The sequence below is a fragment of the Marilutibacter aestuarii genome (assembly GCF_006546775.1).
GTDB lineage: Bacteria > Pseudomonadota > Gammaproteobacteria > Xanthomonadales > Xanthomonadaceae > Marilutibacter > Marilutibacter aestuarii.
Genome location: NZ_VICE01000035.1, coordinates 15,109 through 35,665, shown reverse-complemented (window position 1 = coordinate 35,665; position 20,557 = coordinate 15,109). Strand labels below are relative to the sequence as shown.

15 protein-coding genes and 1 riboswitch are annotated in these 20,557 nt (G+C 69.6%); of the genes, 7 read left to right on the top strand and 8 right to left on the bottom strand.

The window, feature by feature from the left end; all coding sequences use genetic code 11:
- Positions 1 to 63 precede the first annotated feature (63 nt).
- The 4 genes from FKV25_RS03655 to FKV25_RS03640 form a co-directional block, all read right to left on the bottom strand.
- On the bottom strand, positions 64 to 1,506 hold the full coding sequence (locus FKV25_RS03655; protein WP_141517435.1) for an alanine/glycine:cation symporter family protein: 1,443 nt from the start codon (positions 1,504 to 1,506) through the stop codon (positions 64 to 66).
- Positions 1,507 to 1,653: 147 nt separating this feature from the next.
- Complete coding sequence (locus FKV25_RS03650) at positions 1,654 to 1,839, bottom strand: hypothetical protein (RefSeq protein WP_141517434.1); 186 nt, start codon at positions 1,837 to 1,839, stop codon at positions 1,654 to 1,656.
- 50 nt (positions 1,840 to 1,889) lie between these two features.
- Positions 1,890 to 5,027 carry an efflux RND transporter permease subunit gene (locus FKV25_RS03645; RefSeq protein WP_141517433.1) on the bottom strand — a complete coding sequence of 1,046 codons (3,138 nt, stop codon included), beginning with the start codon at positions 5,025 to 5,027 and terminating at the stop codon, positions 1,890 to 1,892.
- A 2-nt stretch (positions 5,028 to 5,029) separates the two neighbouring features.
- The gene (locus tag FKV25_RS03640; protein ID WP_141517439.1) at positions 5,030 to 6,100 is read right to left on the bottom strand and encodes an efflux RND transporter periplasmic adaptor subunit; all 1,071 of its coding nucleotides are present in this window, start codon (positions 6,098 to 6,100) and stop codon (positions 5,030 to 5,032) included.
- A 233-nt stretch (positions 6,101 to 6,333) separates the two neighbouring features.
- Here FKV25_RS03640 and FKV25_RS03635 point away from each other — a divergent pair, with 233 nt between their 5' ends.
- Positions 6,334 to 6,888, top strand: a complete 555-nt coding sequence (locus FKV25_RS03635; RefSeq protein WP_246071879.1) for an O-acetyl-ADP-ribose deacetylase — start codon at positions 6,334 to 6,336, stop codon at positions 6,886 to 6,888.
- 460 nt (positions 6,889 to 7,348) lie between these two features.
- Here FKV25_RS03635 and FKV25_RS03630 read toward each other — a convergent pair whose 3' ends face one another.
- The gene (locus tag FKV25_RS03630; protein WP_141517431.1) at positions 7,349 to 8,359 is read right to left on the bottom strand and encodes a class I fructose-bisphosphate aldolase; all 1,011 of its coding nucleotides are present in this window, start codon (positions 8,357 to 8,359) and stop codon (positions 7,349 to 7,351) included.
- Between the two features lie 160 nt (positions 8,360 to 8,519).
- Entirely contained in the window at positions 8,520 to 9,986 is a 1,467-nt protein-coding gene (pyk, locus tag FKV25_RS03625; RefSeq protein WP_141517430.1) for a pyruvate kinase, read from the bottom strand.
- A 208-nt stretch (positions 9,987 to 10,194) separates the two neighbouring features.
- Here pyk and FKV25_RS03620 point away from each other — a divergent pair, with 208 nt between their 5' ends.
- Both FKV25_RS03620 and FKV25_RS03615 read left to right on the top strand, forming a co-directional pair.
- Positions 10,195 to 11,499 (top strand): short-chain fatty acid transporter, encoded by a 1,305-nt coding sequence (locus tag FKV25_RS03620; RefSeq protein WP_141517429.1) that lies wholly within the window; start codon positions 10,195 to 10,197, stop codon positions 11,497 to 11,499.
- A gap of 23 nt (positions 11,500 to 11,522) precedes the next feature.
- The gene (locus FKV25_RS03615; RefSeq protein ID WP_141517428.1) at positions 11,523 to 12,095 is read left to right on the top strand and encodes a GNAT family N-acetyltransferase; all 573 of its coding nucleotides are present in this window, start codon (positions 11,523 to 11,525) and stop codon (positions 12,093 to 12,095) included.
- Here the strand turns inward: FKV25_RS03615 and FKV25_RS03610 are convergent.
- Positions 12,092 to 12,748: an HAD-IA family hydrolase gene (locus FKV25_RS03610; protein ID WP_141517427.1), complete on the bottom strand. Its 657-nt coding sequence runs from the start codon at positions 12,746 to 12,748 to the stop codon at positions 12,092 to 12,094. The genes FKV25_RS03615 and FKV25_RS03610 overlap by 4 nt on opposite strands.
- Positions 12,748 to 13,923 carry a phosphoglycerate kinase gene (locus FKV25_RS03605; protein WP_141517426.1) on the bottom strand — a complete coding sequence of 392 codons (1,176 nt, stop codon included), beginning with the start codon at positions 13,921 to 13,923 and terminating at the stop codon, positions 12,748 to 12,750. Before FKV25_RS03605 ends, FKV25_RS03610 begins: the two co-directional genes overlap by 1 nt.
- A 152-nt stretch (positions 13,924 to 14,075) precedes the next feature.
- Positions 14,076 to 14,371: riboswitch (cobalamin riboswitch) on the top strand.
- Positions 14,372 to 14,789: 418 nt separating this feature from the next.
- Between FKV25_RS03605 and FKV25_RS03600 the strand changes: the two genes are divergently transcribed.
- The 4 genes from FKV25_RS03600 to FKV25_RS03585 all read left to right on the top strand — a co-directional run bounded on the left by FKV25_RS03600 (position 14,790) and on the right by FKV25_RS03585 (position 20,551).
- Positions 14,790 to 17,126 carry a ribonucleoside-diphosphate reductase subunit alpha gene (locus tag FKV25_RS03600; protein WP_141517437.1) on the top strand — a complete coding sequence of 779 codons (2,337 nt, stop codon included), beginning with the start codon at positions 14,790 to 14,792 and terminating at the stop codon, positions 17,124 to 17,126.
- A 50-nt stretch (positions 17,127 to 17,176) separates the two neighbouring features.
- A complete protein-coding gene (locus FKV25_RS03595) occupies positions 17,177 to 18,136 on the top strand; it encodes a ribonucleotide-diphosphate reductase subunit beta (protein ID WP_141517438.1) in 960 nt (319 codons plus the stop codon).
- Positions 18,137 to 18,433: 297 nt separating this feature from the next.
- The gene (locus FKV25_RS16635; RefSeq protein WP_425462604.1) at positions 18,434 to 18,808 is read left to right on the top strand and encodes a hypothetical protein; all 375 of its coding nucleotides are present in this window, start codon (positions 18,434 to 18,436) and stop codon (positions 18,806 to 18,808) included.
- A 36-nt stretch (positions 18,809 to 18,844) separates the two neighbouring features.
- Positions 18,845 to 20,551 (top strand): sensor domain-containing diguanylate cyclase, encoded by a 1,707-nt coding sequence (locus FKV25_RS03585; RefSeq protein WP_141517425.1) that lies wholly within the window; start codon positions 18,845 to 18,847, stop codon positions 20,549 to 20,551.
- The last annotated feature ends 6 nt before the right edge of the window (positions 20,552 to 20,557 follow it).

Sequence of the window (20,557 nt, the reverse complement as noted above, 5' to 3'; positions counted from 1 at the left end):
GCGACGGCCGCCGCGCCCCCACGGGGACCCGGGCTCAGCCATGGGCGACGGATCCCGTGCGGATCATCGCGACGCCTTCCGCTCGACCCAGAAGTCGGCATTGCGGATGCCGAGCGCCTCGGGGTCGAACTCGGGGTCCAGCCCGGCCTTCTTCTGCCGCTCGTAGTCGCGCAGTGCGAGGAACGCCGGCTTCTGCAGGATCAGGATGGCGATGATGTTCAACCAGGCCATCAGGCCGACGCCGATGTCGCCCAGGCCCCATGCCAGCGCCGCGCTCTTGATCGCTCCGTAGCCCACGGCGGCCATGATGCCGATGCGCAGCAGCAGCGTCAGCCAGGGACGGTGCACGCGACGGTTGATGTAGGTGACGTTGGTCTCGGCCATGTAGTAGTAGGCCACGATCGTGGTGAACGCGAAGAACAGCAGCGCCAGCGCGACGAAGGGCGCGCCGAAGCCCTGCAGGAAGGTCTCCACCGCCGCCTGCGCGTAGCCGGGGCCCGCTTCCACGCCGGGCAGTTCGTTGACGATCATGCTGCCGTCCGGCGCCTGCACGTTGTACATGCCGGTCGACAGGATCAGGAAGGCCGTCGCCGAGCACACCAGCAGCGTATCGACATAGACCGAGAACGCCTGCACGTAGCCCTGCTTGGCCGGGTGGGAGACCTCGGCCGCCGCCGCCGCGTGCGGGCCGGTGCCCTGCCCGGCTTCGTTTGAATAGATGCCGCGCTTGACGCCCCATTCCACCGCCAGGCCGGCCACCGCGCCGAACGCGGCTTCGCGGCCGAAGGCGCTGTTGAAGATCAGTGCGACCATGTCGGGCAGCATCTGCAAGTTCAGCACGACCACCACCAGGGCGATGACCATGTAGGCGGCGGCCATGAAGGGCACCACGACCTGGGCGAAGTGGGCGATGCGCTTGACCCCACCGAAGATGATGAAGCCCAGCGCCAGCACGACCGCGGTGGCCGTGATCCACGGCTCGATGCCCCAGGCGGTCTGCATGCCCTGGGCGATGCTGTTGGCCTGCACCCCCGGCAGCAGCAGGCCGGTGGCGACGACGGTCACCAGCGCGAACAGCCAGGCGTACCAGCGCTGTCCCATCGCCTTCTCGATGAAGTAGGCCGGACCGCCACGGTACTGGCCTTTCTCGTCCTTCTCCTTGTAGATCTGCGCCAGGGTCGACTCCACGTAGGCCGTCGAGGCGCCGAGGAAGGCCACCATCCACATCCAGAACACCGCGCCGGGCCCGCCGAAGGTGATCGCGGTGGCGACGCCGGCGATGTTGCCGGTGCCCACGCGACCCGACAGCGACATCGCCAGGGCCTGGAAGGACGACACACCGGCCTTGGAGGACTGGCCGGAGAACAGCAGGCGGATCATTTCGCCGAAGCCGCGGACCTGCATGAAACGGCTGCGGATCGAGAAATAGAGGCCGGCGCCCAGGCACAGGTAGATCAGTGCGCGGCTCCAGATGATGTCGTTGAGTGCTGTGACCAGTGCTTCCACGTATCTCTCCCCGGGACAAGGCCGCATGGCGGCGAAGCAGGGGCCGGTGGGCAGCCGCCCGCCTCCCCGCGAATCAGGCGCCCACGATACCCGGAATCGGCGCCGCGGTCGTGCGGATGCGCGAGGCTCCGCCCTTCGTGACACCGGTCACGGCGCGTGGTCGAGGCCCGGTCGGGTGTGCGCGAACGTCCGCAGGTCGTGGACGCGGCCGCGCTTGACGACCGCGCGGCGCTGCGCTTCTTCTCCTTCGAAGCCATGGGCCAGCCGCCTCTCGGCCCTGGCCGGGTTGTCGTCCCGGGCGAGCCGTGCGTCGACGGCGTGCCTCTCCAGCACATCAAGGCGTCCGGACGCCGGGCGCGCGAGGTGGGCGCAAGCCGCGCCGGTCAGGCCAGCCCGCCCGCCTCCGGGGTACGCGACTCGAGCTTCTCCAGTTCGTGCTTCACCGCGTCCGGCGAGCGGGTGTAGCGCGCCAGCAGCACGTAGAACACGGGCACGATGAACAGCGACAGCAGGGTCGAGAAGGAGACGCCGAAGATCACCACCACGCCGATCGTCGCGCGGCTGGCCGAGCCGGGGCCACCGGCCAGCACCAGTGGCAACGCGCCGGCGACGGTGGCGATCGAAGTCATCAGGATCGGCCGCAGGCGCACCGCCGATGCCTCCACGATCGCCTCGTGGATGTTCCGCCCGGCATCGCGCAACTGGTTGGCGAACTCGACGATCAGGATGCCGTTCTTCGCCGCCAGGCCCACCAGCATGACGATGCCGATCTGGCTGAACAGGTTCAGCGTGCCCCCGGTGACCAGCAATCCGAGCAAGGCCCCAAGCACGCCCAGCGGCACCGTCAGCATGATCACGAAGGGGTGGATGAAGCTCTCGAACTGCGCCGCCAGCACCAGGTAGACGATCAACAACGCCAGCACGAAGGTCAGCAGGACCGCGCTGCCGGCCTTCTGGTACTCGCGCGACTCGCCCTTCCAGTCGATCTGCGCCTGCTCGGGGAGCTCCTCGCGCACGACCTGGTTGAGCCAGGCGATCGCATCGCCGAGCCGGTAGCCGTCGGCGAGGCCGGCGCTGATGGTGATCGCGCGCAGGCGGTTGAAGCGGTTCAGGCTGCCCGCCTCGGCCAGTTCCGTCAGGCTCACCAGGTTCGACAGCGGCACCAGTTCGCCGGTGCGGGCCCGCACCTGGATCGCCTGCAGGTCGGCCGGTGTCGCCCGCGCGGGCTTGTCGGCCTGCAGGACGACGTCGTATTCCTCGCCGTCCTGGACGAAGGTGGTGACCCGGCGGCTGCCCATCATGGTCTCCAGCGCGCGACCGATCGAGGACACGCTCACGCCCAGGTCGGCCGCACGCTGGCGGTCGATCTGCACGCGCATCTGCGGTCGCGTCTCCTTGTAGTCGGAGTCCGCGCCGTACAGGTTGGGGTTCTCGTCGATGCGCTTGAGCACGCGATCCCGCCACTCCGCCAGCTCGCCATAGTCGGGGCCGCCGATGACGATCTGCAGCGGCTGGCCGCCACTGCGCACCAGGCCGGTGCGGACCCGCGGGAACGCGCGCACGCCGGTGAGCTTGTCCAGCTCCCCGCGCAACTGCTCGACCACGTCGTTGGTGCTGACGTCGCGCTTGTCCCAGTCCTGCAGGAAGACGATGACGTTGCCGGTGTGCATCTCCTCGCTGGCGCCCCAGCCGCCCGGCACGCGGGTGTTGGCGCGCAGGATCGGCCGGTCTTCCTCGCCGGGCCTGGCGATCTGCGCATCCATGATCGTTTCCACCTGGTGGATCTGCTCGACGGTGTAGTCGAAGCCCGCGCCCTCCGGCCCTTCGACCGAGACGAAGAACACGCCACGGTCCTCCGGCGGCGCCAGCTCGGTCGGCATCCAGCGGAACAGGCCGAAGATCGCCACCAGCGACACCACCATCAGCAGTCCGAATATCCAGGGATGCTCCACGCTGCGGTCGAGGAAGCGACGGTAGCGCTCGCCCAGCCGCTCCAGGCGCGCGGTGATCCAGCGGTGCACGGGGTTGGACTTCTCCTCGCTGTGCGGCCGCAGCAGCTTGGACGCCATCATCGGGCTCAGGGTCAACGCGACGAACGCCGATATCGCCACCGCGCTGGCCAGTGCGACCGACAGCTCGCGGAACAGGCGGCCGGTATTGCCCTCCATGAACCCGACCGGCAGGAAGACCGCCACCAGTACCGCGGTGGTGGCGATGACGGCGAACGCGACCTGCTTGGTGCCGCGCGAGGCGGCGACCAGGCGCGGTTCGCCCAGGTCGGTGCGACGCTGGATGTTCTCCAGCACCACGATCGCGTCGTCGACCACCAGGCCGATGCACAGCACCAGGGCCAGCAGGGTGAGCAGGTTGATCGAGAAGCCGAACAGGTAGAGCGGGATGAAGGCCGCCACCAGGCAGACCGGCACCGTCAGGGCCGGGATCAACGCCGCGCGGAAGCTGCCCAGGAACAGCCAGATCACCAGCAGCACGAGCACGATGGCCTCGGCCAGGGTGTGGTAGACGCGCTCGATCGCCGCCTCGATGAACAGCGTGCTGTCGTAGGCGACGAAGATGTCCGTGCCCTGCGGCAGGGTCGGCTGGATGCGCTCGGCTTCCTCGCGCGCCGCCCGCGCGACTTCCAGGGCATTGGCGGTGGACGTCTTGTTGATGCCCAGGCCGATGTTCGGCTCGCCGTTGCTGCGGTAATAGGCGCGACGCTCGGCGGATGCCAGCTCGACGCGGGCGACGTCGCCCAGGCGCACGACGTAGCCGTCCTCGCCCTTGCGCAAGGGGATGCGCGCAAAGTCCTCGGGGGCCTGGTAGCTGCGCGCCAGGCGCAGGGTGAAGTCGCGGCTGTCGGACTCGATGCGTCCGGCCGGCAGCTCCACGTTCTCCGCACGCAGTGCGTCCTCGACGTCGTTGGCGGTGATGCCGCGGGCGGCCATGGCGTTGCTGTCGAGCCAGATCCGCATGGCGTAACGCTGTTGGCCGCCGATGCGCACCGTGGACACGCCGTCCAGGCTGGACAGGCGGTCGACGATGTAGCGCTCGGCATAGTCGCTCAGCTCCAGCGCGTCCATCGTGGTGCTGTTCATGTTGAGCCAGATCACCGTGTCCGAATCGCTGTCGGCCTTCTCGACTTCCGGCGGGTCGGCCTCGTCGGGCATGCGGTCGGCGACGCCGCTGATCGCGTCGCGCACGTCGTTGGCGGCGGCTTCGATGTCGCGCTCGAGGGTGAACTCGATGGTCACCGACGAGCGGCCGTTGACGCTGCGCGAGGAAATGGTCTCCACGCCCTCGATCCCCGACAGCGCGTCCTCCAGCACCTGGGTGATGCGGGTCTCCACCACCGCCGCCGAAGCTCCGGGATAGCTGACGTCCACCGACACGATCGGCGGGTCGATCGCCGGCAGTTCGCGCAGGGTCAGGCGGCTGAACGCCATGATGCCCAGCACGATCAGCAACAGGCTCATCACGGTGGCGAACACCGGGCGGCGGATCGACAGCTCGGAGAAGTTCATGCTCAGGCTCCGCGTTCGGGGGCGGCGTCCGTGCCTTCGTCGGTGGGGACGGCGTCATCGGGGGCCGCATCGGCCTCTGGCGCGGGACCACTCTCGCTGACCAGCGCACCCGGCCGCAGCTTCCCGGTGCCGTCGACCACGATGCGATCGCCGGCGGCGACGCCGCCCAGCACTTCGGCCAGGCCTTCGCGCCGCGCGCCGACCTCGACGTCGACCCGCTCGACGGTGTCATCGTCCTTGACGCGGAACACGTAGGAGGTGTTGCCGACCTGGACGATGGAGATCTCCGGCAGCACCAGCGCCTCGCGCTCGGGCCGGCTCAGGACGACCTGGACCAGCATCCCCGGTCGCAGCGCGCGATCCGGGTTGTCGAAGTCGCCGCGCACGGTGACCGCGCGGGTGGCCGCGTCGATCCGGTTGTCGATCGTGCTGACCACGCCGACGAAGCTGCGTCCCGGGTAGGCTTCGCTGTGGCCTTCCAGGGCCTGGCCGACGGCCAGGTGGGAGAGTTGCGATTCGGGCACCGGGAAGTCCACGTAGACGCGACGGGTATCGTCGAGGGTCGCGATCGGCGTGCCCGGGGTGACCAGGGCACCCGGGCTGACCTGGCGGATGCCGAGCACGCCGGCAAACGGCGCGCGCACCACGCGGTCGCTGAGCTGGGCGCGGATCTGCGCCACCCGCGCCCGCGCGGCGTCGCGGATGGCGCGCTGGGCATCGAACTGCGAACGCGCGATCAGTTTCTGTTCGACCAGTTCGTTCTGGCGATTGAACAGCTGGCTTGCCTCCTCCGCGGCGGCGAGCGCCTCGTTGAGCGCCGCCTGCTGCGCCTGGCCGCTGAGGGTCACCAGCGGAGCGCCGGCCTCCACCTCGTCGCCGCTGTCGAAATGCACGTCCTGGACGATCTCGCTGACCTTGGCGGTCACGGTGATCGATTCGCGTGCCTTGACCGTGCCCAGCGCCTGGACAGTGTCGCTCCACGACCGCGGCTCGAGGACCTCGGTGCTCACCGGCGTCGCGCGAGGACCCTTCTCCTGTTCGGCCCTGTTGTCGCCACATCCGGCCAAGGCCATGAGCAGGAGCGGCACGAAGAGCGCCCCTGCCAGGCCAGGATGGAGCCGGCGGACGCGGCGGGAACGACGGGAGACGGGGCAGTCGGGGTATCGGGGCATGCGGTTCTCTGGACTTCTCTACGGCGCGGACACGGGCAATCGGCAAGGATAGCCACCCCCATGAACGCCCACCTGTCCCATAAGTTGACACCGGTGTGCTCCGCGGGCCGTGATGACGCGCGGCGCGGATGCCCGTGAAGACGCGCCACGCGACCGCGAGGACGCGCTGCCGGGTCGAGCAGGCCGACATCACCGGCCTGTCCGTGGACGCCATCGTCAACGCCGCCCAGCCTGCGCTGCTGGGCGGTGGCGGGGTCGACGGCGCGATCCACCGGGCGGCGGGACCGGACCTGCTGGCCGAATGCCGCGCCCTGCCCGAGTCGCGGCCCGGGATTCGCTGCCCGACCGGCGAGGCCCGGATCACCGGCGGCCACCGGCTGCATGCACGGCACGTCATCCACGTGGTCGGACCGGTCTGGCGGGGCGGGCGCTATGGCGAGGCCGCCCTGCTCGCGGACGGCTACCGCAATGCGCTCGACCTGGCGCGCCAGCATGCCGTCGCCTCGATCGCGTTCCCGGCCATCAGCTGCGGGGTGTACGGCTACCCGCCGGACCAAGCGGTGCCGGTGGCCGTGTCCACCGTCCTGCGCTGGCTGGACGCCGCTGGCACTCCGATGGACGTGGTCTTCAGTTGCTTCGACGCCGCCATGGCCGCGCGCTACCGGGCGGCGCTCGGGGCGCCGGACTGAGGCCACCCTGCCCCGGCGGCAGGGCCTGCGGTGCTCGGCGGCCTCGAAGTCGCGAAGATCAAGATCAAGATCAAGATCAAGATCAACGGCAACACGCCGCGTAGCCCGGGTAAGCGAAGCGCACCCGGGCACCCGGTATGAGCGGGGGGCACCTGCACAACACGCCAAGCACCTCGCGCCAGGTCCCGTGCCCACCAGGTGCCCGGGGCGATGGGCGAGGACAAGGTCGAAAGCAAAAGCTGGATCCGAGCGTTCGCGGGGGTGAGGCGGACTGCTTGCGCGGCACTGCCGCGCGGTCTGGCCGAACGCCCAGCGCGCTGCGCTGGGCAGGGGGGTGGAACCGCCGGGTTCGTGGCGCGCAAAGCCATCCGCGATCGCACCCTGTTCCCCTCGGTTGGGAGGAGACCCAGAAAAAACGCCGGCACGAGGCCGGCGTCTCCAGAAGCGTGGCTTGCCCGGGTCAGGCGGCCTTGTTCCATTCGCCCAATGCGGCCAGGCCGTTTGCGCGAGCGCGCTCGTATACCGTGGCCTGGGCCTGGGCCACGTTCCTGGCGATGTCCTGGGACCACAGCTTCAGCGCCGCCGACTGCATGGCGCGACCGTAGGAGAACGACAGCGGCCACGGGTTGGGGCCCATGCGGTTCATCGCGTCCAGGTGGGCGGTCGCGGCTTCGTCGCTCTGGCCACCGGAGAGGAACACGATGCCGGGCAGGGTCGCCGGCACGGTCGACTTGAGGCACTGCAGCGTGGCTGCGGCCACTTCCTCGACCGAGGCGTCGTCGCCGCTGGTCGTGCCCGGCAGGACCATCGAGGCCTTCAGGATGGTGCCTTCGAGCATGACGTTCTGCTCGTAGAGCGACGCGAACAGCGAGCGCAGCGTCACCTCGGTGACTTCGTAGCAGGTGTCGATGTCGTGGTTGCCGTCCATGATGACTTCCGGCTCGACCATCGGCACCAGGCCCTGCTCCTGGCACAGCGCGGCATAACGGGCCAACGCATGGGCGTTGGCATCGATGCAGGTGCCGGAGGGGATGTCGTCGCCGATGTTGATGACCGCGCGCCACTTGGCGAAGCGGGCACCGAGCTTGTAGTACTCCTCCAGGCGCGCGCGCAGGCCGTCCAGGCCCTCGGTCACCACCTCGCCCGGGAAGCCGGCCAGCGCATGCGTGCCCTTGTCGACCTTGATGCCCGGGATCATGCCGTTGTCGGCCATCAGCTTGGCGAAGGGAACGCCGTCGCGGGTGGACTGGCGGATGGTTTCGTCGAACAGGATCGCGCCGGAGATGTAGTCGCTCAGCTTCGGCGTGGCCAGCAGGAGCTCGCGGTAGGCGCGGCGGTTCTCTTCGGTGCATTCGATGCCGACACCGTCGAAACGCTTCTTGATGGTGGCATTCGACTCGTCGATGGCGATGATGCCCTTGCCCGGGGCGACCATGGCCAGGGCGGTTTCGGCAAGCTGTTCGATGCTCATTGCGGGTCCTGGGGATGGGGTGGGAAGCCGCGCATTATAGCCCCGTCCCCGCGTGCCCGCCTCCTCCCGGGGACGGACAATCAAGGACTTGCCGGCCAGACACCCCCGAAAACAATACCAGTGCCGCCGTCCGGAGCTGCGCCGGGCGCCGGCCGGGGGCTCACAGCTCGCCCAGGCCCTCGGCCTGGCCGTTCGCGCCGACCTGCAGCAGGCGCAGCGTGTTGGTGGCGCCGCGATGCTCCATGTGGTCGCCGCTGGTGAAGATGATCCGCTCGCCGGCGTCCAGCAGCCCGGCGTCGAAAAGCTGCCGGATCGCGCTGCGCGCGGCATCGCGGGAGGCCAGGCCGCGGCTGTCGAAATCGATCGGGAAGACGTCGCGCATCATCGCCATCTTGCGGCGCGAGCCATCGTGGCGCGACAGGCCGAAGATGGGCACCGAGGAACGGAAGCGCGACAGGAAGCGCGCGGTGCCGCCCGATTCGGTCATCGCCACGATCGCGCGCACGCCGATGTGCTCGGCCAGGAACATCGCCGACATCGCGATCGCCTGGTCGGCGCGTTCGAGGTTGCGCGGCGCGCTCTCGAAGTCGGTGTCGTGGGCGAACTGGCGCTCGGCGCCCAGGCAGATGCGTGCCATGGCCTCGACCGCCTTGATCGGATAGCGCCCCGCCGCGGACTCCGCCGACAGCATCACCGCGTCGGTACCGTCGATGACCGCGTTGGCCACGTCGAGCACTTCGGCCCGGGTCGGGATGGGGCTCTCGACCATCGACTGCAACATCTGCGTCGCGGTGATCACCACCTTGTTGCGCTCGAGCGAGACGCGGATGATCTTCTTCTGCAGGCCTGGCAGCTCGGCATCGCCGATCTCCACGCCCAGGTCGCCGCGCGCGACCATCACCACGTCGCTGGCATCGACGATCTCGACCAGGTTCTCGATCGCCTCGGCGCGCTCGACCTTGGCCACCAGTGCGGCTTCGCTGCCCGCCTCGCGGGCGACCCGGCGCGCTTCGTTCATGTCCTCGGCATTGCGGCAGAACGACACCGCGATGAAGTCAGCGTCAGCCTTGGCGGCGTACTGGATCAGCGCACGATCGTGTTCGGTCAGCGCGCCCAGCGACAGGCCGCCACCGAGCTTGTTGAGGCCCTTGCGGTCCGAGAGCACGCCGTCGTTGAGCACCACGCAGGCGATGCGCGGGCCCTCGACCTTCTCGACCCTCAACTGCATCAGGCCATCGTCTAGCAGCAGGACGTCGCCGGGCGCGACGTCACCGGGCAGGCCGAGGTAGCTCACGCCGACCGAGCGCGCGGTCCCCGCCGGGGCGTCGTCGCTGGCGATGAGGTCGAAGGCATCGCCGCTCTTGAGTTCGACCTTGCCTTCGGCGAAGCGCTCGATGCGGATCTTCGGGCCCGGCAGGTCGGCGAGGATGCCGACTTCGACGCCCACGCGCCGCGCCGCCGCGCGCACGGCCTCGGCGCGTTCGAGCTGCGAGGCCGGATCGCCATGGGAGAAGTTCAGCCGCACCACGTCGACGCCCGCCTTGAGCAGCGCATCCAGCACGCCCGGAGGATCGGTGGCCGGGCCGAGGGTGGCGAGGATCTTGGTGCGGCGTTGTTGTGCGGTCATGCGTGCGAGTCTGGCGTCGATCCCGCCGAAACTAGCACAGGCCCGCGGCGTTTCGTCCCACGCGCGGCCGCCGACCGGCGAATGGCGCCGGACGCATGCGCAGTGGTATGAAATGTCCTCGGCCAAAGCAGACCACTGCACGGCGCGGCGCGCGCGCTGCGGCTTGGACTGCGCGGCGCCGACCGTCCCGAACCCGACAGGCCCCTCCATGCTCAACCGTCTCTCGCGTCCCGCCGTCCGCCTCGTCGAGCGCTATCTGCCGGACGCCTACCTGCTGGTGCTGCTGCTGACCCTCGTCGCCGCCGCGTCCGCGGTGCTCGTCGAGCGCCAGGCGCCGATCGCCGTGCTGCGCATGTGGGGCGGTGGCTTCTGGAGCCTGCTCGCGTTCTCGATGCAGATGCTGCTGGTCCTCGCCACCGGCTTCATGCTGGCCAGCACGCCGCTGGTGAAGGGGTGGCTGTCGCGCCTGGCCGGACTGGCACGCGGGCCCGGCGGCGCCATCGTGCTGGTGAGCCTGGTCTCGCTGGCGGCGAGCTGGGTCAACTGGGGCTTCGGCCTGGTGGTCGGCGCGCTGTTCGCGCGCGAACTCGCCGCCCAGGTGCGGGTGGACTATCGCCTGCTGGTCGCGAGCGCCTACTCCGGCTTCGTCGTCTGGCACGGCGGACTCGCCGGCTCGATCCCGCTGACGATCGCCACCGAGGGGCACTTCATGGTCGACTCGATGGGCGTGGTGCCGACGACGCGCACGATCTTCGCGCCCTACAACCTCGCCATCGTCGCCCTGCTGTTCATCGTGGTGCCCTTGGTGAACCGCTGGATGCTGCCACCCGAGGACGAAGCGGTGCTGCATGCGCCCGAACCGGAGGCGTCGACGCCACCGCGCTCAGGCGCCACCTCGCCGGCGGAGCGCCTGGAGGACAGCCGCTGGCTGTCCTGGCTGGTCGGCCTGGCCGGCATCGGCTTCCTCGCCGACCACTTCATCGGCGGCGGCGGACTCGACCTCAACATCGTCAACCAGGCCTTCCTGATGCTGGCGATCGTGCTGCATGGCACGCCGCGGCGCCTGCTGGCCAGCCTGCAGCAGGCGGTGCGCGGCGGCGCGGGCATCGTCATCCAGTTCCCGTTCTATGCCGGGATCATGGCGATCATGGTCGACTCGGGCCTCGCGGCGACCCTGTCGCAAGGCTTCGTCTCGATCGCCACGGAGCGGACGCTGCCCTTCTGGAGCTTCATCGCCGGCGGCGTGCTCAACCTCTTCGTGCCCTCCGGCGGCGGCCAGTGGGCGGTGCAGGCGCCGATCATGGTCCCGGCTGCCGAGGCATTGGGCGCGGATGTCGCCAGGGTCGCGATGGGCGTGGCCTGGGGCGATGCGTGGACCAACCTCGTGCAACCGTTCTGGGCGCTGCCGGTGCTGGCGCTGGCCGGCCTGAAGGCCCGCGACATCATGGGCTTCTGCCTGGTGCAGATGCTCGTGACCGGCCTGGTGATAGGCGCCTGCCTGCTCTGGCTGTGACCCATCGACACAGGAACGCACCGATGACGTCCCCACCCGCGTACCAGCCCCCTGTCCTGGAAGGCGCCCGCATCCGCCTGCGACCTTACCGCGACGACGACCTGCCGGCGTTCTTCGCCCTGCGTGCCGACCCCGTGGCGATGCGCTACGGCAGCCACCCCGCGTGGACGCATCCGGACCAGGCCCGCGACAGGTTCGAATCCAGCCGGCACCACAACGCGCCCGACCGGCAGGTCTGCTGGGCCATCGCCGCGCGCGACGACGATCGCCTGCTGGGCAGCGTCGCCCTGTTCCACATCAACGCCGCGCAGCGGCTGGCCGACATCGGCTACATGCTGGAGACGGCTTCGTGGGGCCGCGGCCTGGCGACGGAGGCGACGACGCTCGCCCTCGACCATGCGTTCGCGGCACTCGGCCTGCGCCGGATCGAGGCCGACATCGATCCACGCAACGCCGGCTCGTGCCGCCTCGCCGAACGCCTGGGCTTCGTCCACGAAGGTCGCCTGCGCGAACGCTGGGAGATCGCCGGCGAGACCTGCGATACCTCGCTCTACGGCCTGCTCGCGCGCGACTGGAAATCGGCGCGGCCGGGCTAGGCGAGCATGCGCAGCAGGGCAGCCGGTGCATCGGCGATGCGTTCCGCACCCGCTGCCACCAGCTCCGCCTCGCCACCGAAGCCCCAGAGCACGCCGACGTTGCGCAGGCCATGGTGGCGCGCGCCTTCGATATCCATCCGCCGGTCGCCGATCATCACGCAGGCCTCGGCCGCGAGTCCGAGCCGCGACAGGGCCTCGGCGACCAGTTGCGGCTTCTCGCTGCGTGCGCCACAGGGCGTGGCGCCGACGACGTCGACGAAGCGTTCGCCGAAGGGCAGGTGGGCGACGATCCGCCGCGCATGTCCTTCGTTCTTGGCGGTGACCACGGCCAGGCGATGCCCGCGGCCGTGCAGGGTCTCGACGACGTCCGCGATGCCCGGGTACACCTCGTGCTCGGTCCAGCCGACCCGGTCGAAGCGCTCGCGGTAGTGCTCCACCGCGGCCTCCACCCGTTCGGGATCCACCAGGACCGGACCGAAGCTGGTGCGCAGCGACGGGCCGATCCAGCCCCGCAGTTCGGCCTCGGGCGGCGCCTCCAGGCCCATCCGCGCGAAGGCGTGGGCGACGCAGCGGGTGATGCCGACCGCCGAGTCGATCAGCGTGCCGTCGAGGTCGAAGAACAGCGTGGCCGGCGCCCCTGCCGCGTCGCGCATCAGCTCGCGCGGGCCTTGAGGGCCGCGACCGCCGGCAGTTCCTTGCCTTCCAGGAACTCCAGGAACGCGCCGCCGCCGGTGGAGATGTAGCCGACCTGGTCGGCAATGCCGTACTTGTCGACCGCGGCCAGGGTGTCGCCGCCGCCGGCGATCGAGAACGCCGGGCTGGCGGCGATCGCACGCGCCAGCGCCTCGGTGCCCTTGCCGAAGGCATCGAACTCGAACACGCCGACCGGACCGTTCCAGACCACCGTGCCGGCCTTCGCGATCAGTTCGGCGTAGGCCTTCGCGGTCTCCGGCCCGATGTCGAGGATCATGTCGTCCGCGCCCACCTGGTCCACCGGCTTGACCGTCGCCGGGGCGTCGGCGGCGAACGCCGGCGCCACCACCACGTCGGTCGGAAGCGGGATGCTGGCACCACGCGCCTGGGCATCGGCGATGATCTTCCTGGCGGTATCGACCAGGTCCATCTCGACCAGCGACTTGCCGACGCCGTGGCCCATCGCCGCGATGAAGGTGTTGGCGATGCCGCCGCCCACGATCAGTTGGTCGACCTTGGACACCAGCGAGCCAAGCAGTTCGAGCTTGGTGCTGACCTTTGAACCGGCGACGATCGCCAGCAGCGGGCGCGCGGGTGCGTCGAGCGCCTTGCCCAGCGCATCCAGTTCGGCCATCAGCAGCGGGCCGCCTGCCGCGACCGCGGCCGCGCGGATCACGCCGTGAGTGGAGGCCTGCGCCCGGTGGGCGGTGCCGAAGGCGTCCATCACGAACACATCGCACAACGCCGCGTACTTCTTCGACAAGGCCTCGTCATCAGCCTTCTCGCCGACGTTCATGCGGCAGTTCTCGAGCAGGACCACCTGCCCCGGCGCCACCTCCACGCCATCGACCCAGTCGCGCAGCAGCGGCACGTCGATCCCGAGCAGTCCGGACAGGCGCGCGGCGACCGGCGCCAGCGAGTCGGCCTCGCTCCATTCGCCCTCGGTCGGACGACCGCGGTGGGAGGTCACCATGACCGCCGCGCCCTTCTCCAACGCCAGCCTGATCGTCGGCAGCGCGGCGGTGATGCGCTGCTCGGACGTGATCCGGCCGTCGGCGATCGGCACGTTGAGGTCTTCGCGGATCAGCACGCGCTTGCCGGCAAGGTCGAGGTCGGTCATGCGGAGGATGGACATGGGGAGGCTTCCGGGTCGGGTGGGCGGAGGCGGCGGCAGTGGCCGGCGCAGGGGCCGCCATTGTCCGGTGCCCGGCCCGCGCCGGCAAATGCCGTCGCAGCGACCTTTCCGGCCAGCAACACAAGATATGGTGTTGACGAGCTGGAAAAACAGGTTATGTTGTGCCCGTCGGTGCCGCCCCGCTTGCGCGGGAACGGCTTAAAAGGGAAGTCCGGTGCGGCGGGTCCATGACCCCCAAGGCCGGCGCTGCCCCGCAGCGGTAGTGGAAACGAACTCCGTCATGGCACTGGGGAACCTCCCCGGGAAGCGACGGACAGTAGGCCGAGCCGGACGCGAACAACGCGGCGTGGAACCCGGGACGTAGGCCCTGCCCGGCCCGACCCACCACCCGCCCTCCGCGCCCGCTCCCGTCCAGAGCCCGAAGACCTGCCGACAGCCGCGCGATGCACACCGCGCGGTGACCGGCCAGGGAGTCTCCGGGGGGAGACGGTCGGTGTCGCGGCGGACCGCTCCTTGCAGCGGGCCGCCGGTCGGCCGGCGGTCGCCGGCCCCTCGCAGCCGTCTCGGCCTGCGCGACACCCCGCCTCCATCCTGTGGATTCCGCGCCCGCGGGGGCGTGGCGGGATCGATGCCGTCGCGTCGATCCCATCGCCTCCCGTGCGCCGTCCCCGAGGGAGGGGCGGCGACCCGTGCGCCCTGCACTGGAGCCACCCATGACCACCGACAGCCTCGACGCCGCCACCCCCGCGAACCCCGCCGCGGAAGGGCCCGGATCCGACGTCCATCCCGATCCCGTCCCGTCGCCGTCCGCAGCGCCTTCCGCGACCGCCGGCTTCGCCCTCACCCCGCCCGCCAGCGCGCTCAGCATGAGCGTCACCAAGCGCAACGGCGGCCGCGAGCCCGTGGACCTCAACAAGATCGTCCGTGCGATCACCCGCTGCGCCGAGGGCCTGCATGCGATCGATCCGATGCGCGTGGCCACGCGCACGATCTCCGGCCTGTACGACGGGGCGAGCACCCGGGAACTGGACGAGCTCTCCATCCGCACTGCCGCCCTGCTCACCGCCAAGGAACCCGAGTACGGCCGCCTCGCCGCGCGCCTGCTGGCCGGCGTGATCGAGAAGGAGGTCGCCGCGATCGACATCAATGCGTTCTCGCAGTCGGTACAGCGCGGGCACGAGCTTGGCGTGATCAACGCGCGCCTGCTCGGCTTCGTGCAGGCCAACGCGCGCAAGTTGAACGACGCCATCGACAACAGCCTCAACCAGGGCTTCGACTACTTCGGCCTGCGCACCCTCTACGATCGCTACCTGCTGCGCCACCCGACCGCGCGCACGGTGATCGAGACGCCCCAGCAGTTCTTCCTGCGCATCGCCTGTGCCCTGAGCGAGGACGTCGGCGACGCGCTGGCGCTGTACCGGCGGATGGCGCAGCTGGACTACATCCCGTCATCGCCGACCCTGTTCAACGCCGGCACCACGCACGAGCAGCTGTCGAGCTGCTTCCTGCTCGACTCGCCGGAGGATTCGCTCGAAGGCATCTACAAGCGTTACATGGACGTGGCCAAGCTGAGCAAGTTCAGCGGCGGCATCGGCCTGAGCTATTCCCGCATACGCGCCCACGGCTCGCTGATCCGCAGCACGAACGGCCTCAGCAACGGCATCGTGCCCTGGCTGAAGACGCTCGACGCCTCGGTGGCGGCGGTCAACCAGGGCGGCAAGCGCAAGGGCGCGGCCTGCGTTTACCTGGAGCCCTGGCATGCCGACGTGGAGGCCTTCCTCGAGCTGCGCGACAACACCGGCGACGAGGCCCGGCGCACGCACAACCTCAACTTGGCCAACTGGATCCCCGACGAGTTCATGCGCCGGGTCGAGGCCGACGGGGAGTGGTCGCTGTTCGACCCGCACACGGTGCCGCAGTTGACCGACCTCTGGGGCGAAGCGTTCGACACCGCGTATCGCGCCGCCGAGGCGGCGGGACTCGCGCGCAGGCAGGTCCGCGCGCGCGAGCTCTACGCGCGGATGATGCGCACCCTGGCCCAGACCGGCAACGGCTGGATGAACTTCAAGGACAAGTCCAACCGCGCCTGCAACCAGACCCTGCGCGAAGGCAACGTCGTCCACCTGTCCAACCTGTGCACGGAGATCCTGGAGGTCACCTCGCAGGAGGAGACCGCGGTGTGCAACCTGGGATCGATCAACCTCGCCCACCACGTCGAACTGTTCGAGGAAGGACCGGTCCATGGCCAGGCCGGCCGCTTCGACTTCGACCGCCTGGCCGAAACCGTGCGCCTGGCCGTGCGCCAGCTCGACCGGGTGATCGACCTGAACTTCTATCCGATCGAGACCGCGCGCCGCGCCAACCTGAAGTGGCGGCCCGTGGGACTCGGCGTGATGGGCCTGCAGGACGTCTTCTTCAAGCTGCGCCTGCCGTTCGATTCGGCGCCGGCGCGCGCACTCTCGCGCGAGATCGCCGAGGCGATCTACTTCCATGCGCTGTCGGCCTCCAACGAGCTGGCGATCGAGCGCGGGCGCCATCCAGGCTTCGCCGACACCCGCGCCTCGCAGGGTGAGTTCCAGTTCCAGGCCTGGGGCGTGGAACCGGCGGACGCGTCACGCTGGGAGGCCCTGCGCGCGCGCATCCTCGCCCATGGCCTGCGCAACTCGCTGCTGGTCGCGATCGCCCCGACCGCCACCATCGCCTCGATCGCCGGCTGCTACGAGTGCATCGAGCCGCAGGTGTCCAATCTGTTCAAGCGCGAGACCCTGTCGGGCGACTTCATCGTGGTCAACCGCTACCTCGTCGAGGAGCTCAAGGCGCTCGGCCACTGGACGCCCGAACTGCGCGACCGCATCAAGATGGCCGAGGGTTCGATCCAGGGCATCGAGGAGATCCCCGGGTCGCTGCGCCAGGTCTACCGCACCGCCTGGGAACTGCCGATGCGCTCGCTGGTGGACATGGCCGCCGACCGCGGTGCCTTCATCGACCAGAGCCAGTCGCTGAACCTGTTCATCGAGAGTCCCAACATCGGCCAGCTCTCCTCGATGTACATGTACGCCTGGAAGAAGGGCCTGAAGACCACCTACTACCTGCGCTCGCGCCCGGCGACGCGGATCGCCAAGTCGACGGTCGGCGCGACCGCACCGGCCGCCGCGGTGGCCTGTTCGCTCGAGAACCCCGGATCCTGCGAGGCCTGCCAGTGAGCGCCGCCAGCCACCTGCTCGACCCGGGCTTCGACCTGACCCTGCGGCCGATGCGCTACCCGCGCTTCTACGAGATGTACCGCGACGCGATCCGCAACACCTGGACCGTGGAAGAGGTCGACTTCTCGCTCGACGTCAATGACCTGAGGCACAAGTTCGGTCCCGCCGAACGGCACCTGGTCGAGCGCCTGGTCGCCTTCTTCGCCACCGGCGACTCGATCGTCGCCAACAACCTGGTGCTGAACCTGTACCAGCACATCAACGCGCCCGAGGCGCGGATGTACCTGTCGCGCCAGCTCTACGAGGAAGCGCTGCACGTGCAGTTCTACCTCACCCTGCTCGACACCTACCTGCCGGACCCGGTCGCCCGGGCGAAGGCCTTTGCCGCGGTCGAGAACATCCCGTCCATCCGCGCCAAGGCCGACTTCTGTTTCCGCTGGATGGACTCGATCCAGGACCTGCGCCGGATCGAGACGCTGGACCAGCGCCGGCGTTTCCTGCTCAACCTGGTCTGCTTCGCCTGCTGCATCGAAGGCCTGTTCTTCTTCGCCGCCTTCGCCTACGTCTACTACCTGCGCTCGCGTGGCCTGCTGCACGGGCTCGCCTCAGGCACCAACTGGGTGTTCCGCGACGAGAGCTGCCACATGGCGTTCGCGTTCGAGGTCATCGACACCGTCCGCAAGGAGGAGCCGGAGCTGTTCGACACTGAACTGCAACAGCAGGTGGTCACCATGCTCGAGGAGGCGGTCGACTGCGAAATGCGCTTCGCCGAGGACGTGTTGTCCGGCGGCGTGGTCGGGCTCTCGATCCGCGACATGCGCCAGTACCTGGAGTACTGCGCCGACCAGCGGCTGGCCCAGCTCGGCATGCCCCGTCACTTCGGCGCGACCAACCCGTTCGGCTTCATGGACCTGCAGGACGTGCAGGAAGTGACCAACTTCTTCGAGCGCCGCGTGTCGGCGTACCAGGTCGGCGTCAGCGGAGAGGTGGCCTTTGACGCGACTTTCTGACGTAATAGGGACGCTGGTGCCACATTGACGTGGGCCAGCCGGCGGCAGGATGCCGTCCGGGGCAGGACGCCCGTTGCAGGGATGCCCATGACGACAGGACCGTCGTCATCAGCGGCAGGACGCCACCAAGGAAACGGAACATCCCCTGTTCCAATGGCTCGACTGGCGGCACGGATGCCGCCCCGCCATTGCGCCCCACCTTCTCGAACGATCCCGGTGCGAACGCATCGCGGAAGGGCCCTCCATGCCCACGCCCCCACCCCGCCCGTAGCCGACACCTTCCCGACCGAAGCGCGCATGGTCGAGATCGTGCCCGGACCACACCCACCACCTGGACACCTTGTTCTGCGGCCAGGCACGGGGCCTGTCGCCCGCATCGTATCCACCGGCCGCGGCTCGATGCAGGTCGCCGTGGACATGCATACCGAAGACCTGCTGACCGGCGAGCACCGGCTGGCGACGCGCGGCGGCTTCACGATGATCGCCATGGACCCCGAAGGGCGGCCCACTGCCATCCGCCCCCTGCCAGATCCGACAGGCCACGACTGGACGGCGGCGCAGGGAATGGCTCCCCGCCTTTGCCCGCACGCGCTCCAGCGAATCCGCGACTCCGATCACACCGGCGGGTCGGGCGGCCCCCGCGAATTGCCCGCAAAGCCCGTCACACGGTAGTTTAGGCACTCCACCGACCGGAGCGCGCCCGTTTCCTTGGCACACCCTGCCCGCCAATGGACATTGCGCCGCCGCTTCACGCGCCTGCTGCTGTTCGCAGCGCTGATCCCGGCCCTGCTCTTCAGTGCGGTGATGCTCTGGCAGCAGTACCGTGCCTCGCGCACCTCGCTCGGCGAGCGGGTGGGACTGTCGGCGAGCCTGACCTCGACCAGCATCGACGATTTCATGCGCAGCCGCCTGGCCGGCCTGACCCTGCTGGCCAGCACCCGCGACGCCCCGCTCGCCGAATGGGCGCCCGACCTGGACCGCCTTCGCGAAGCCTATCCCGGCCTGACGAGCGCACTGGTCGTGGACGCCACCGGCCATGTCGTAGCGGCTTCGCCGGCGCCGCCGCCCGGTATCCTCGGCACGCCGGCGAGCCGGGTCGACGACCGCGATTACTTCACCGTCCCGGCCCGGACGCTCAAGCCGCATGTCTCCGACGCGTTCCGTGGCCGCGTGGTGGGCACCACTCCGCTGGTGGCGATCTCCGCGCCGATCGTGCGCAACGACGAACTGGTCGGCGTACTGGAGGCCTCCATCAACGTCGAGAGCTTCGCCCAGCAGCGCGGCGAGGCCTTCCGCATGAACGGTTACGAGATGGTGCTGCTCGATCGCGGCAACCATGTCATCCATGCCACCGACGGGCTGCCCTATGGTTTCCTGGACCCGGTGACCGACCCTCGCCTGACGCTCGAGGCGGACGCGCCCGCGAATGCCGCGCGGACGCGTTTCGAGCACGACATGCTCGACGGCTCGGCGGGCTACGTCGCTCGCGCACGGATGAGCAGCGGCTGGACGCTGGTCCTGGTCGCGCCGGTTCGCAACCTGTTGCTGTCGGTCGGCCGCAATACACTGGTCCTGCTGGCCCTGCTGGTGCTGGTGAGCCTGGGCGTACTGGCCGCGACCTGGCTCCAGCTTCGCGACCTCGCCCAGGGCACGGGGCACCTGCTCGATACCCTGCGCAAGTTCGCCCTCGGCAATCCGCTCGACACCGGCGAGGAGGCTCCGATGCCCAGGGAGTTGCAGCCGGTCGCGTCCGCGATCCGCGACATGTCCGGGCGCCTGAACACTGCCTACGGCGAGCTGAGCAACGCGCTGATCACGCAACGCGACCTGGCGGCATCGCTGCAACGGGTGGTGGACGACCGCGACCAGGAGATCGCCGACCGCACCGCGGAACTGCGCAATGCCGTCGAAGAGCTGGAGAAACTGGCCAGCATCGACGCGCTGACCGGCGCCCTCAACGTGCGCGGTTTCCGTCGCGACATCGGCACGCTGGTCGAGGACCCCCAATGCGAAGACATGCCGGTCGGGGCGCTGATCATCGACATCGACCATTTCAAGGCCTACAACGATCGCTACGGGCACCCCGCCGGCGACACCGCGCTGCGTCGCGTCGTCGGTGCGATGCAGAGCTGCATGCGCGGGGCCGCCGATACCTTGGCCCGCGTCGGCGGCGAGGAGTTCGCCATCCTGCTCCGCGACGCCGACATCACCCTGGCCTCCGAGGTCGCGCAGCGCATCTGCGACACCGTGCGCGACGCGCGCATCCCGCACGCGGACGGCATCGACGGGGTCATCACGATCAGCATCGGGATCGCGGCACAGCCATCGCCCCAGCTCATGGACCACCTGCTCTCGCAGGCGGACGAAGCCCTTTACCGGGCCAAGCGCGCGGGGCGCGGGCGCATCAGCCGCTGAGGCGCA